The sequence below is a fragment of the Cupriavidus sp. 05N40 genome (genome assembly GCF_056397305.1).
Window position 1 is genome coordinate 29934 of the sequence record NZ_JBFTND010000028.1, and the last position, 13439, is coordinate 43372.

Sequence of the window (13439 nt, forward strand, 5' to 3'; positions counted from 1 at the left end):
ATGCAGGAGCATGGCCATGGAACTCAGCGTAGTACCGGTCTCCAAGCCGGAGGCGACCAACTTCATCTTCGGCCAGTCGCACWTCATCAAGACCGTCGACGACATCCACGAGGCGCTGGTCGGCGCGGTGCCGGGCATCCGCTTCGGGCTGGCCTTCTGCGAAGCCTCGGGCAAGCGCCTGGTGCGCTGGTCCGGCAACGACGACGGGCTGATCGACCTGGCCTGCAGCAACGCCATGGCGATCGGCGCCGGGCACAGCTTCCTGCTGTTCCTGGGCGACGGCTTCTATCCCGTCAATGTGCTGGGCGCGGTGCGCGCGGTGCCCGAGGTCTGCAGGATCTACTGCGCCACGGCCAATTCCGTCGAGGTGGTGATCGCGCAGACCGCGCAAGGCCGCGCGGTACTGGGCGTGGTGGACGGCGAGCCGCCGCTCGGGCTGGAAACCGACGCCGACATCGCCTGGCGGCGCGACCTGTTGCGCCAGATCGGCTACAAGCTCTGACATCCCGCGCCCGCCGGGCGCGGGCCGCGCCTCAGTGCGCCTGGGCGGACGGCACTGCCCGCACCGGCGGCTCGCCGTCGTCCTCCTTCATGCGGCTGCGGTTGAGCACGCCCGCCTCTTCCAGCACCGGGTAGGCCGTGGCGCAGAACAGCGAGTTCAGGCGCTTGAGGTCACTGATCACGTCGAGGTGCAGCGAGCTGGTCTCGATGCTCTCCGCGGTCTGCACGGCGATGCGCTGCAGGTGGGTGCGCGCGTACTGGCGCTCCAGGTCGCGGAAGGTGGCCTTCTCGGCCATCAGTTGCTGCGCGCTCCTGAGGTCGCCGGAGAGGAAGACCGACAAGCCCAGGCGCAGGTTCGCCACCACGCGCGCATGCATCTGCGCRATTTCCTGCATGCCTGCCTCCGAGAAGGCCAGGTTGTGGGCGATCTTCTTGTCGCGCGCATCCAGCAGGATGCGCTCGATGATGTCGCCGGCATGCTCGAGGTTGATGGTGAGCGAGATGATTTCGGTCCAGCGCCGGCCGTCGCGCTCGTCGAGGGCCTCCAGGCTGATCTGGGTCAGGTAGAGCTTGATGGCGGTGTAGAGGTCGTCCACCTCGTCGTCGATGCGGCAGGTGGCGGCGGCCAGCTTGGCATCGTTGTTGCGCAGCACCCGCAGCATGTTGTCGAGCATCTGCTCGATGCGGTCGCCGATGCGCAGCACTTCGCGCGCGGCGTTGGACAGCGCCAGCGCGGGCGTGGACAGCGCGGCCAGGTCCAGGTGGCGCGGCGTGACCTGGCTGTCGCCGGTATTGCGGCCCGGCAGCACCGCCTCGCACAGGCGCGCCAGCGGGCCGGTGGCGCCCAGCAGCAACACCGCCAGCGCCACGTTGAACAGCAGGTGGAAGTTCACCACCAGCCGCTGCGGGTCGGCATCGAACAGCGCGAGCAGGCTCTCGGCCTGCCCCAGCAGGGGCAGCGCGACCACGCAGCCAAGCAGGCGCGACAGCAGGTTGCCCAGCGTGACGCGCTTGCCGGGCTGGTTGTTGCCCGAGGTGGTGAGTAGCGCCGAGATCCCGGAGCCGAGGTTGGCGCCCAGCACCAGGGCCAGCGCCACGTGCAGCGAAACCACGCCGGCCGAGGCCAGCGCGCCGCAGAACAGCACCACTGCCAGGCTCGAGTAGCACAGGATGGTGAGGAAGGCGCCGATCAGCATGTCGAGCGTCGGATCGCCCGTCAGCGTGCCGAACAGCACCTTGACGCCGGCTGCCTGCACCACCGGGCGCGTGGCGATGGAGATCAGCTCGAGCGCCAGCGTGATCAGCCCCAGGCCGATCAGCACGCGGCCGACGTGGCCGGGCTTGTTGCCCTTCCAGGACAGGTGCAGGATCACCCCGACGAAGATCAGCAGCGGCGACAGCCACGACAGGTCCAGCGAGAACACCTGCACCATGATCGCGGTGCCCACGTTGGCGCCCAGCATGATGGCCAGCGCCGGTGCCACGGCAATCAGGCCCTGGCCGACAAAGGAACTGACGATCACCGCGGTGGCATTGCTGCTCTGCACCAGGCCGGTCACGCCGAGCCCGGCGGCAAAGGCCGAGAGGCGGTTGGAGATACTGGAGGAAAGCACGTGGCGCAGGTTGGCGCCGTACACGCGCAAGATGCCCACCTTGACGATGTTGGTGCCCCAAACCAGCAGCGCCACGCCGGAAAGCAAATGAAGTAAAACGCCCATGGTCCACCCTTCTGTGACCGGTGCCGCCGTTGCGATGGCAGGTGCCGGAGCCCGGCATGAAGGCTGAGGCAAATGCCGGCCGCAAGTTGCCGCCCGGTCATCGTATCGTTGTTGTCAATGGGGCATTATGCGCCCGCATGCATGTGCGGGCAACGCCATGGGGATGGCGCGTGGAACTGCGCAACAGTGCCGGCAGTCCGGGCGGCAGCGGGGCCGCGCGGACACCGGGCGTCCGGGCTGTTCGGGCGTCCGGATGCCCGGGCGTCCGGGCCTATAGCGCGACCTTGATGCCGAGCACCACGAAGATCGCGCCGGCAACGCGGTCAAGCCAGCGGCCGGCGCGCGGACGGTGCTTGAGCCAGTCGCCCAGCACACCCGCGAACAGCCCGAACAGCGAGAACACCACCGCCGTCTGCAGCATGAAGACCACGCCCAGCACCAGCATCTGCCAGCCCGGGTGGGCGGCATCGGCGCGCACGAACTGCGGCAGGAACACCAGGAAGAACAGCGTCACCTTGGGGTTCATCAGGTTGGCCAGCACGCTCTGGCGGAACACCGTGGACAGCGGCACCTCCGGCGTGTCGGCGGCCTTGCCCAGCGCCCCGCGCGAGCGCAGCGCCTGGATGCCGATCCAGATCAGGTAGGCGGCCCCCGCGAACTTGATGCACTGGAAGGCCAGCGGCGAGGAACGCAGCACGGCCGCCAGCCCCACGGCTGCCACCACGGTGTGGAAGAGACAACCGAAAGCAAAGCCCAGCGCCGCCGCCACGCCGGCGCGGCGCCCCTGCGCCATGCCGCGCGCCAGCACTTGCAGGTTGTCGGGCCCGGGAGCCAGGGTGATGGCCACCGAGGTGACGAGGAACAGCATGAGATCCGGCATGGAACAGGCTCCGGTGGTCTATCCAGGTGAGCGCGCGGCGCGCCTCAATGGCCGTCGAAGCGGCACACCGTGAACAGCGGCAGCCCGCTGTCGAGCAGATGGCGCGAACCGCCCAGCTCCGGCAGGTCGACGATGGCGGCGCCCTCCACCACCGTGGCGCCCAGGCGCTCGAGCAGCTTGCGCCCGGCCATCATGGTGCCGCCGGTGGCGATCAGGTCGTCGATCAGCAGCACGCGGTCGCCGGCCTTGCAGGCGTCGGCGTGGATCTCGACGGTGGCGCTGCCGTATTCCAGCTCGTATTCCTCGGACACGGTCTGGAAGGGCAGCTTGCCCTTCTTGCGGATCGGCACGAAGCCGAGGTTGAGCTCGTAGGCCACGATGGCGCCGAGAATGAAGCCGCGCGCGTCGATGCCGGCGACCAGGTCCAGGCGGGCGTCCATATAGCGGTGGACGAAGACGTCGATCAGCACGCGCAGGGTCTTGGGATCCTGCAGCAGAGGCGTGATATCGCGGAACATCACGCCGGGCTGCGGCCAGTCGGGCACGGTGCGGATGCGCTCGCGCAGGTAGTCGGTGACGTGGCCGAGGGCGGACGACTGGATAGTGGTATTGGGCATGGGAACTCGTTCTGACAGCCTGCCGCCGTGGCAGGCCGGATGCGGTAATGGGCTACCACCCGGGCTGCCGCGAACGGCAACACAATGGGCTGGTACCAGGGGGGCCGGGCGCGCAGGCTTGCGCGCCGTTCCGCCGGGCACCCGTAACCATACAGGAGACCGCGATGGCAAAAAAGATCTTGATGCTGGTTGGCGACTACGCCGAGGACTACGAAACCATGGTGCCTTTCCAGGCACTCCAGATGGTGGGCCATACGGTCCATGCGGTCTGCCCGGACAAGAAGGCCGGCGCCAGCTGCGCGACCGCCATCCACGATTTCGAGGGCGACCAGACCTATAGCGAGAAGCGCGGCCACAACTTCACGCTGAACGCGACCTTCGCCGAGGTCGACCCCGTCGCCTACGATGCGCTGGTCATCCCGGGCGGGCGCGCGCCGGAGTATCTGCGCCTGAACGACCGTGTGCTGGAGATCGTGCGCCACTTCGCCAGCGCCAACAAGCCGATCGCCGCGGTCTGCCACGGCGCCCAGCTGCTGGCCGCGGCCGGCGTGCTGGAGGGCCGCACCTGCTCGGCCTACCCGGCCTGCGCGCCCGAGGTGCRCCTGGCTGGCGGCAAATACGCCGACATCCCCGTGGACCAGGCCCACACCGACGGCAACCTGGTGACCGCGCCCGCATGGCCTGCGCATCCGGCCTGGCTGGCGCAGTTCCTTGCGGTGCTGGGCACCCGGATCGTACAGTAGAGGCTGCCGAAACGCGGCCCGCCCTTTGCGCCGGGCCGCGCCGAACCGGAGTCCCCCATGTGCGAAATCTTTATCCGGGCCAACCCGGAGTCGTACCTCTGCCAGTCGCGCTCGCTGCGCCTGCACGGCGTGGCCACCAGCATCCGGCTGGAAAGCCTGTTCTGGGAAGTCCTGGAAACGCTGGCCGGGCGCGACGGCATGAGCGTGGGCCAGCTCATCACGCGGCTGCACGACGAACTGGCCGCCTACCGCGGCGAGGCGGCGAATTTCACCTCCTTCCTGCGCGTGTGCTGCCTGCGGTACCTGATGCTGCAGGCAGAGGGCCGCATCCCGGCCGATCCGAGCATCCCGATCCGCTCGCTCGACGCGCGCTCCGTGCTCGAAGGCCTGCCGCCGTCATGGGCCGACAGCGTGGAAGGATCGAAAACCGCCAGCCGCGTGGCGGCATAGCGCCACAGCCGTGCCTTGCCGGGCGCTTGCGGGGCGTGCTTGCAGGCCGTCCTTGCGGGCCGTGCGCCCTTCAGCCCGTCAGCATGCGTTTTTCCGCCGCCTCCAGCGCCTCCGGCTGCCCGCGCAACACCACCACGTCGCCCGGCTCCAGCACGGTTTCCGGCTGGGGGTCGAAGGCGCGGATACCGCGCCGGCGCACTGCCGTCACCTCCACCCCGATGCGTTCCAGCCCCAGCGCGCCGAGGCTGCGCCCGAGCGCAGTGGCGTCGGGGCCGAGCGAGACCGAATGCAGGCGCACCGAGTCGCGCTCGACCATATCCTCTTCGTCGTCGCGCCCGTGAAAGTATCCGCGCAGCAGGCTGTAGCGCGCGTCGCGCGCCTGCTGCACGCCGCGCACCACGCGGCGCATCGGCACGCCGAGCAGCACCAGCGCGTGCGAGGCCAGCATCAGGCTGCCTTCGATGATCTCCGGCACCACCTCGGTGGCGCCGGCCTTCTGCAGGATGTCGAGTTCCGAGTCGTCCACGGTGCGCACGATCACCGGCAGGGCCGGCGCGAGCTCCTGCACGTGGTGCAGCACCTTGAGGGCGGAAGGTGTGTTGGCGTAAGTGATGATCATGGCGGCGGCCCGGTGCAGCCCGGCGGCGATCAGCGCCTCGCGCCGGCCGGCGTCGCCGTACACCACGGTGTCGCCGGCGCCCGCGGCCTCGCGTACGCGGTCGGGGTCCAGATCGAGCGCGACATAGGTGATGCCCTCGCGCTCGAGCATGTGGGCGAGGTTCTGCCCGCTGCGGCCGAAGCCGCAGATGATGGCGTGCTTTTCCGTCTGCAGGCTCTGCGCGGCGATGCGCGTCATGTTGAGCGACTGCATGAGCCATTCATTGGCGGCGAAGCGCAGCACGATGGCATCGCTGTACTGGATCAGGAAGGGCGCGGCCAGCATCGAGAGCAGCATCGAGGCCAGGATGACCTGGATCAGCACCGGATCGACCAGGTTCAGCCCGTCGATCTGGTTGAGCAGCACGAAGCCGAACTCGCCCGCCTGCGCCAGGCCCAGGCCGGTGCGGATCGCCACGCCCTGGCGCGAGCCGAACGCGCGTGCCAGGCCGGAGATCAGCAGCAGCTTGAAGAGGATCGGCACCGCCAGCAGCCCCAGCACCAGCCACAGGTGGTCCAGCACCACGTGGATATTGAGCAACATGCCGATGGTGACGAAGAACAGCCCGAGCAGTACGTCGCGGAAGGGCTTGATGTCTTCTTCCACCTGGTGGCGGTAGGGCGTCTCGGAGATCAGCATGCCGGCCATGAAGGCGCCCAGCGCCATCGACAGCCCGAGCCGCTCGGTCAGCGCCGCCATGCCGAGCGTGACCAGGAGCAGGTTGAGCATGAACAGTTCCTGCGAGCGGCGCGCGGCCACCACGTGGAACCAACGGCTCATCACTTTCTGCCCGACGAAGAAGATCAGGCTCAGGGCCACCGCGATCTTCAGCGTGGCCAGCGCCAGCGCCATGGCCATGTCGCCGGGATCGCGCGACAGCGCGGGGATCACGATCAGCAGCGGCACCACCGCCAGATCCTGGAACAGCAGGATGCTGATGATGTTGCGCCCGTGCTCGCTTTCCAGCTCCAGGCGCTCCGAGAGCATCTTGGACACGATTGCGGTGGACGACATCGCCAGCGCCCCGCCGAGCGCCACCGAAGCCTGCCAGGTCATCGGGAACGCCCAGTTGAACAGCCAGCTCGCCGGCACCACCACGAGCATCGACAGCACCACCTGCGAGCCGCCCAGCCCGAACACCTGGCGCTTCATGGCCTTGAGCTTGCTCAGGCTGAACTCCAGCCCGATCGAGAACATCAGGAAGACCACGCCGAATTCGGCCAGGTACTTGGTCTGCGCGGTATCGCTGGCCAGGCCTAGCGCGTGAGGACCGATCAGGATGCCGACCGCCAGGTATCCCAGCATCGGCGGCAGCTGCAGCATGCGGAATGCGACCACGCCGAACACGGCGGCGGCCAGCAACACGAGAGTCAGGTCCAGYGGAGAGTGCATCGACAAGGGCCTGGTACGCCGCCCCGGGACAGGGCCACGCCCGGCGCGGGCGACCCTGCCGGCGGATTACGGCAAGCGCGGCGGCCGCCTTTGCTGCCCGATCCCCGGAACAGGCAAGGCGCCATCGCATTCGTTGGTATACTTCGTCGCCATGATAGCTAATTTCAATGCGGATCGAGCACTTCGGCTTGCTCGCGAGACCCTCCAGATCGAAGCAGACGCCGTTGCCGCCCTTGCGGGCCGCCTGGACGGCGAATTCGCGCATGCCGTGCAGCTCACGCTGGAGTGCAGCGGCCGCGTGGTGGTGTCGGGCATCGGCAAGTCCGGGCATATCGGCCGCAAGGTGGCCGCTACGCTGGCGTCGACCGGCACGCCCTCGTTCTTCGTGCATCCTGCCGAGGCCAGCCACGGCGACCTCGGCATGGTCACGCGCGACGACGTGCTGATCGCCTTCTCCAATTCCGGCGARACCGCCGARYTGCTGTCGATCCTGCCGATCGTCAAGCGCATCGGCGCCAAGCTGATCTCGGTGACCGGCAATCCCGGCTCCACGCTGGCCAAGATGGCCGACGCCCACCTCAATGCCGGCGTCGAGAAGGAAGCTTGCCCGCTCAACCTGGCGCCGACCGCCAGCACCACCGCCGCGCTGGCGATGGGCGACGCGCTGGCGGTGGCGGTGCTCGACGCGCGCGGCTTCGGCGAGGAAGACTTCGCCCGCTCGCACCCGGGCGGCGCGCTCGGGCGCAAGCTCCTGACCCATGTGCGCGATGTCATGCGCAGCGGCAACGCGGTGCCCAAGGTGCGCGAAAGCACACCGCTGGCACAGGCGCTGATGGAAATCACGCGCAAGGGCATGGCCATGACCGCCGTGGTGGATCCGGACGATCACCTGATCGGCGTGTTCACCGACGGCGACCTGCGCCGCCTGCTGGAGACCCCCCGCGACTGGAAGACGGTGCCGATCAGCGAGGTCATGCACCGCGCGCCACACGCCGTGGGCCCGGACCAGCTGGCCGTGGAAGCGGTGCAGGTGATGGAGGCGAACCGCATCAACCAGATGCTGGTGGTCGACGCCGAGCACCGCCTGGTCGGCGCGCTGCATATCCACGACCTGACCCGCGCCAAGGTCATCTGAGGGCGGCCACAGCATATGCGGGATCTCCTGTCCTCCGTGAGCCGGCTCGGAATGCGGCTGCTGCCACTGCTGCTGATGGCGCTGGTGGCGGGCAGCACTTTCTGGCTGGTGCAGGTCAACTCGCCGCGCGAAGCCGCCACCGGCCCGGTCGGCAAGAAGCACGAGCCGGATTACTACATGATCCATTTTTCCGCCACGGAGCTTGCCGAGGACGGAAACACCAAGATGCGCTTCACCGGCGACAAGATGACCCACTTCGAGGACGACCAGACCTACGAAGTGACGCGCCCGGCCATGCGCGCCTATGAGATTGACCGCCCGCCGGTGACCGGCCACTCCGACCGCGGCACCATGAATGCCGAGGGCTCGGTGGTGGACCTGTTCGGCAACGCGCTGATCGTGCGCGCGCAGGGGCCCGATCCCGCCAAGGATCCGCAGATGACCGCTGCGTCCGAGTACTTCCAGGTGCTGGTCAACGACGACATCGTCAAGACCGACAAGGCCGTCAAGCTCACGCGCGGCCCGTCGGTGATGACSGCCAACGGMCTGRTCTTCAACAAYGTCACSCGCGAAGTACAATTGCTGGGTAACGTACACGGCACCATCATTACGGGGCCGCCGGCCAGCGCCGCGAAGCAGCCCTGACGAAGCCTGACGCGCCGCGCCCGGAAACAGCCAAGAAACGAAGCCGCCCGCGGGCCAGAGCCGCCCGCGCCAACCGCCACCACGCCAATATGAATCCATTCCTGACGACATCGTCCTGTCGCCGTCGCAGCACGGCTGCCCTGCTGACGCTGGCAGCCATGCTCGGCCTTGCGCTGGCCGCGCCCGCCCGCGCCGAGAAGGCCGACCGCGACAAGCCACTGGTGCTGGAGGCGGACAATGCCAGCTACGACGACGTCAAGCAGGTGTACGTACTGACCGGCAACGTGGTGCTGACCAAGGGCACCATGGTGCTGAAGTCCGATGCGGCCGAAGTGCGCACCGACCCCGAGGGCTACCAGTACGCCGTGGCCACCTCGAAGGCAGGCAAGCAGGCCTATATCCGCCAGAAGCGCGACAACGTCGACGAATACATCGACGGCTGGGGCGACCGCATCGAGTCCGACGGCAAGCAGGAAATCTCCAAGCTGATCGGCCGCGCCCGCATGGCGCGCCTGGCCGGCGCCAAGCTGGTCGACGAGATCCGCGGTGCCGTGATCACCTACGACAGCCGCAACGAGTTCTACACGGCCACCGGCGGCGCCGAGAACGCCACGGCAGGCAGCCCGTCCGGACGCGTGCGCGCGGTGCTCTCGCCGCGCCAGGAGCAGCCCGCCAGCGGCGCCGCCGCCAGTCCGCTGCCGCTCAAGCCGGCCCCTGCCCCCRCCAACCCCTGACGCCGGCGCGCAGCAGCGCCGCCCGATCCACGGATTCAGCCTTCATGACCGCTACCCAAACCGAACCGTCCCAGCCCAACGTCCTGACCGAGAGCAGCACCCTGGTCGTGCGCCACCTGAAGAAGCGCTACGGCTCGCGCACGGTGGTCAAGGACGTGTCGCTCGACGTGAAGAGCGGCGAGGTGGTCGGGCTGCTGGGTCCCAACGGCGCGGGCAAGACCACTTCGTTCTACATGATCGTCGGGCTGGTGGCGCTGGACGAAGGCGACATCGTGCTCGACGACAAGCACATCAGCGGCCTSGCSATCCAYGAGCGCGCGCGCATGGGCCTGTCCTACCTGCCGCAGGAAGCCTCGGTGTTCCGCAAGCTCAACGTGCAGGAGAACATCCGCGCCGTGCTCGAGTTGCAGGTGCACGACGGCAAGCCGCTGTCCAAGGCGGATATCGAGCGACGCCTGGACTCGCTGCTCGACGACCTGCAGATCGCCCACCTGCGCGAGAATCCGGCGCTGTCGCTGTCCGGTGGCGAGCGCCGCCGCGTGGAAATCGCCCGTGCGCTGGCTTCCGCGCCGCGCTTCATCCTGCTCGACGAACCGTTCGCCGGCGTGGACCCGATCGCGGTGGGCGAAATCCAGCGCATCGTCAGCTTCCTCAAGGCRCGCAACATCGGCGTGCTSATCACGGACCACAACGTGCGSGAGACGCTTGGCATCTGCGACCACGCGTATATCATCAGCGAAGGCACCGTGCTGGCGTCAGGCCAGCCCGAAGACATCATTGCCAACGAATCGGTGCGCAAGGTCTACCTGGGCGAGAACTTCCGCATGTAACGCGGGGCGCGGCCTACTGCCGCGCAGCCGGGATATTCGCGGCCAGGCGGCGTTCATGTCGCCTTTCATCCTGCAAACGATCACGGCGGCATCAGCGATAGCAATTTCCGTTCCAACGGCATGGAAGTTGCGCATAAAATAGGTCGCATGAAACCGTCGCTACAGCTCCGCCTCTCGCAGCATCTCGCGCTTACGCCGCAACTCCAGCAGTCGATCCGGCTGCTGCAACTGTCCACGCTCGAACTGCAGCAGGAAGTTGAGCAAGCGCTCACCGAGAACCCCCTGCTCGAACGCGAAAACGACTGGATCGAAAGCCCGCTGCGCGTGGGTGCCGATGGCTCCGTCAACCTGCAGAGCGCGCCCGCGCCTGCGCCCGCCGATGGCCAGGGCACCAGCGAGAACCGCCCCGACGGCGCCGCCGATGGCGACGACAACTACGCCGACAGCGGCGAGGATTACGGCAGCGACTGGAGCCTCGACGACTTTGCCCGCCGCCCGCAGGGCGACGAGGACGAAAAGACGCCGATGCAGCTGCGTGACGCCGAGCCGACGCTGCGCGAGCACCTGATGGAGCAACTCGCGCCGCTGAAGATTTCCATGCGCGACAAAGGGCTCGCGATCTTCCTGGTCGAGTCGCTGGACGACGACGGATACCTTAGCGCTTCGCTCGAGGAGATCTGCGCCGAACTGCCCGAGGAACTCGAGTTCGAGATCGACGAGGTACACGCCGTCCTGACCCTGCTGCAGAGCTTCGACCCGGCCGGCGTAGGTGCGCGCAACGCCGCCGAATGCCTGGCGCTGCAACTGCGCCGGCTCACCCATCCGCAGCGCGAACTGGCCCTGACCATCGTCACCAGCCACCTGGAGCTGCTCGCGGTGCGCGACTACACGCGCCTGAAGAAAGCGCTGCAGGTCGACGAGGCCGACCTCAAGGCCGCGCACGAACTGATCCGCTCGCTCGCCCCGTATCCCGGCCATGCCTATAGCCGCCCCGAGGCGGATTTCGTGGTGCCGGATGTTTTCGTGCGAAAAATGAGCGGCGGCTGGATCGCGCAACTCAATCCGGATGTGATGCCGCGGCTACGCATCAACGATATGTACGCGCAGATTTTGCGCGGTGCAAAAGGCGATTCAGGGGCTGCCGGACTGCAGCAAAAATTGCAGGAAGCACGCTGGTTGATCAAGAATATCCAGCAGCGCTTCGACACCATATTGCGCGTCGCACAAGCGATTGTCGAACGTCAAAAGAACTTCTTCACCCACGGGGAAATTGCGATGCGCCCCTTGGTTTTGCGGGAGATTGCCGATACACTGGGTCTACACGAGTCCACCATCTCTCGGGTGACAACCAATAAATACATGGCAACGCCGATGGGGACTTTCGAGCTGAAGTATTTCTTCGGCAGTCACGTATCCACAGAAACCGGCGGCGCGGCCTCTTCAACGGCAATTCGAGCGTTGATCAAGCAACTCATAGGAGCCGAAGATCCCAGGAATCCCCTGTCGGATAGCAGGATCGCCGAACTGCTCGGCGAGCAAGGCTTCGTGGTGGCGCGCCGTACCGTCGCCAAGTACCGCGAGGCGCTGAAAATCCCTGCCGTAAATCTCCGCAAGTCTTTGTAGCCGAGTTGCATCGCCTGCCTGATGCAACTCTTTCAGAAGGAGAAACGCTATGAACTTCAAGATCAGTGGACACCACTTGGACATCACGCCCCCGCTGCGTGAGTACGTGGAAACGAAACTGGAGCGTATCGTCAGGCATTTCGATCAAGTCATTGGCGTAAGTGTGCTGCTATCTGTCGACAATACAAAAGAAAAGGACCGGCGGCAGTACGCGGAAATCAATCTACATCTCAAGGGCAAGGACATCTTTGTCGAAGCGCATCACGAAGACCTGTATGCCGCTATCGACGCGCTAGTCGACAAGCTCGACCGGCAGGTGATTCGCCACAAGGATCGCGTGCAAAGCCACGACCGCGAAGCGGTCAAGTATCAATTGGCCGCAGCGCAGATGCAGCAATGACCGTGCCTGGCGGCCCACCTAGGGGGCCGTCGGTGTCAGTCCCTTGAAACCAGAACAAGCCGCGCCCGATGCGCGGCTTTTTTGCGCACATTTTTGTGGCGTTCTCCCGCATTTACGGCCGGTATCGAATCACGCAAGGGGATTCCGCAAGGCCACGCTCCCGGTGTATGCTGTGCAATACATAAGCAATAGCGCGGCAATTTTTCCGTGCGCGCGGCACCGCTTCCGCGCATCGGCTATTGCAATGCACAAGGCGGGGGCGGGCCTGCTCTATAATGGCCAGACGCCCGACACCGGCATGGGATAACCGGTGAAACGAGGGCACGAGCCTTTCTATCCCCTTTGCCTGGTGCGGCCCTCTCCTGGCCACGGGCCTGCTTACTAGAAAAACCTGCGCATTCCACATGAATCGTTTGGCTAAATTGCTGCCACCCGGCAACATCAACCTCGACGTCAGCGTCACCAGCAAGAAGCGGGTGTTCGAACAGGCCGGGCTCCTCTTCGAGAACAACCATGGCGTAGCGCGCGCTACCGTGACCGACAACCTGTTCGCCCGCGAATCGCTGGGCTCGACCGGCCTCGGAGCCGGGGTTGCCATTCCGCACGGTCGCATCAAGGGCCTCAAGCAGCCCCTGGCCGCCTTCATGCGCCTGGGCGAGCCGATCCCCTTCGAGTCGCCTGACGGCAAGCCGGTGTCGCTGCTGATCTTCCTGCTCGTGCCCGAACAGGCTACCCAGCAGCACCTGGAGATCCTTTCCGAGATTGCCCAGCTGCTGTCCGACCGCGAAATGCGCGAAGGACTCGCTACCCTGCCCACTCCCGATGCCGTGCACCAGTTGCTGACGCAATGGCATCCCTGACCCGCCGGGGCAAGCCCTGCCCGGCCAACAGGGCCGTTGCCTCCCCGGCCTGAAAGCCTGTCCCCCGAAAGCACCGCATGGAACTCACTGGCGTCACCTCGCAGTCGATCTTCGACGACAACGCAGCCGACATCAAACTCTCCTGGGTCGCTGGCCTGGAAGGGGCCGACCGGGCCTTCGACGTTGAGTTCGCGCGTGAAGCCACGTCCGCCGCCGATCTCGTCGGGCACTTGAACCTGATCCACCCGAACCG

Annotated in this window: 14 protein-coding genes and 1 pseudogene; 11 read left to right on the forward strand and 4 right to left on the reverse strand. The window is 66.7% G+C overall.

The annotated features are described in order from the left end of the window. The first annotated feature begins 16 nt into the window (after positions 1-16). A complete protein-coding gene (locus AC1DO7_RS09010) occupies positions 17-502 on the forward strand; it encodes an adenosine-specific kinase (RefSeq protein ID WP_477116013.1) in 486 nt (161 codons plus the stop codon). Between the two features lie 31 nt (positions 503-533). Here the strand turns inward: AC1DO7_RS09010 and AC1DO7_RS09015 are convergent, their stop codons facing one another. From AC1DO7_RS09015 to AC1DO7_RS09025, 3 genes are all read right to left on the reverse strand, one after another. After that, positions 534-2219, reverse strand: coding sequence for a Na/Pi cotransporter family protein (locus AC1DO7_RS09015; RefSeq protein WP_441613701.1), 1686 nt, complete (start codon positions 2217-2219; stop codon positions 534-536). A 271-nt stretch (positions 2220-2490) separates the two neighbouring features. Further along, positions 2491-3099 (reverse strand): LysE family translocator, encoded by a 609-nt coding sequence (locus AC1DO7_RS09020; protein WP_441613702.1) that lies wholly within the window; start codon positions 3097-3099, stop codon positions 2491-2493. A gap of 44 nt (positions 3100-3143) precedes the next feature. Further along, a complete protein-coding gene (locus AC1DO7_RS09025; RefSeq protein WP_441613703.1) occupies positions 3144-3716 on the reverse strand; it encodes an adenine phosphoribosyltransferase in 573 nt (190 codons plus the stop codon). A 164-nt stretch (positions 3717-3880) separates the two neighbouring features. Here AC1DO7_RS09025 and AC1DO7_RS09030 point away from each other — a divergent pair, with 164 nt between their 5' ends. Beyond that, positions 3881-4459 (forward strand): DJ-1/PfpI family protein, encoded by a 579-nt coding sequence (locus AC1DO7_RS09030; RefSeq protein ID WP_477116014.1) that lies wholly within the window; start codon positions 3881-3883, stop codon positions 4457-4459. Between the two features lie 57 nt (positions 4460-4516). Beyond that, complete coding sequence (locus tag AC1DO7_RS09035; protein WP_441613705.1) at positions 4517-4909, forward strand: ribbon-helix-helix domain-containing protein; 393 nt, start codon at positions 4517-4519, stop codon at positions 4907-4909. A gap of 70 nt (positions 4910-4979) precedes the next feature. Here the strand turns inward: AC1DO7_RS09035 and AC1DO7_RS09040 are convergent, their stop codons facing one another. Then, positions 4980-6959, reverse strand: coding sequence for a monovalent cation:proton antiporter family protein (locus AC1DO7_RS09040; RefSeq protein WP_441613706.1), 1980 nt, complete (start codon positions 6957-6959; stop codon positions 4980-4982). A 151-nt stretch (positions 6960-7110) separates the two neighbouring features. On the opposite strand from AC1DO7_RS09040, the gene AC1DO7_RS09045 reads away from it, so the two are divergent. From AC1DO7_RS09045 to AC1DO7_RS09080, 8 genes and pseudogenes are all read left to right on the forward strand, one after another. Then, a complete protein-coding gene (locus tag AC1DO7_RS09045; RefSeq protein WP_441613707.1) occupies positions 7111-8094 on the forward strand; it encodes a KpsF/GutQ family sugar-phosphate isomerase in 984 nt (327 codons plus the stop codon). 15 nt (positions 8095-8109) lie between these two features. Then, positions 8110-8739, forward strand: a complete 630-nt coding sequence (gene lptC / locus AC1DO7_RS09050; protein WP_477116015.1) for an LPS export ABC transporter periplasmic protein LptC — start codon at positions 8110-8112, stop codon at positions 8737-8739. A gap of 89 nt (positions 8740-8828) precedes the next feature. Beyond that, positions 8829-9473, forward strand: a complete 645-nt coding sequence (gene lptA, locus AC1DO7_RS09055) for a lipopolysaccharide transport periplasmic protein LptA (RefSeq protein ID WP_477116016.1) — start codon at positions 8829-8831, stop codon at positions 9471-9473. Between the two features lie 44 nt (positions 9474-9517). After that, entirely contained in the window at positions 9518-10303 is a 786-nt protein-coding gene (gene lptB, locus AC1DO7_RS09060) for an LPS export ABC transporter ATP-binding protein (RefSeq protein ID WP_441613710.1), read from the forward strand. Positions 10304-10450: 147 nt separating this feature from the next. Further along, entirely contained in the window at positions 10451-11926 is a 1476-nt protein-coding gene (locus AC1DO7_RS09065; protein ID WP_441613711.1) for an RNA polymerase factor sigma-54, read from the forward strand. Between the two features lie 49 nt (positions 11927-11975). Next, positions 11976-12326, forward strand: a complete 351-nt coding sequence (gene hpf / locus AC1DO7_RS09070; RefSeq protein ID WP_441613712.1) for a ribosome hibernation-promoting factor, HPF/YfiA family — start codon at positions 11976-11978, stop codon at positions 12324-12326. Between the two features lie 404 nt (positions 12327-12730). Next, positions 12731-13186 carry a PTS IIA-like nitrogen regulatory protein PtsN gene (gene ptsN, locus AC1DO7_RS09075; RefSeq protein ID WP_441613713.1) on the forward strand — a complete coding sequence of 152 codons (456 nt, stop codon included), beginning with the start codon at positions 12731-12733 and terminating at the stop codon, positions 13184-13186. A gap of 77 nt (positions 13187-13263) precedes the next feature. Beyond that, a pseudogene (locus AC1DO7_RS09080) lies at positions 13264-13439 on the forward strand (HPr(Ser) kinase/phosphatase); the annotation flags it as partial.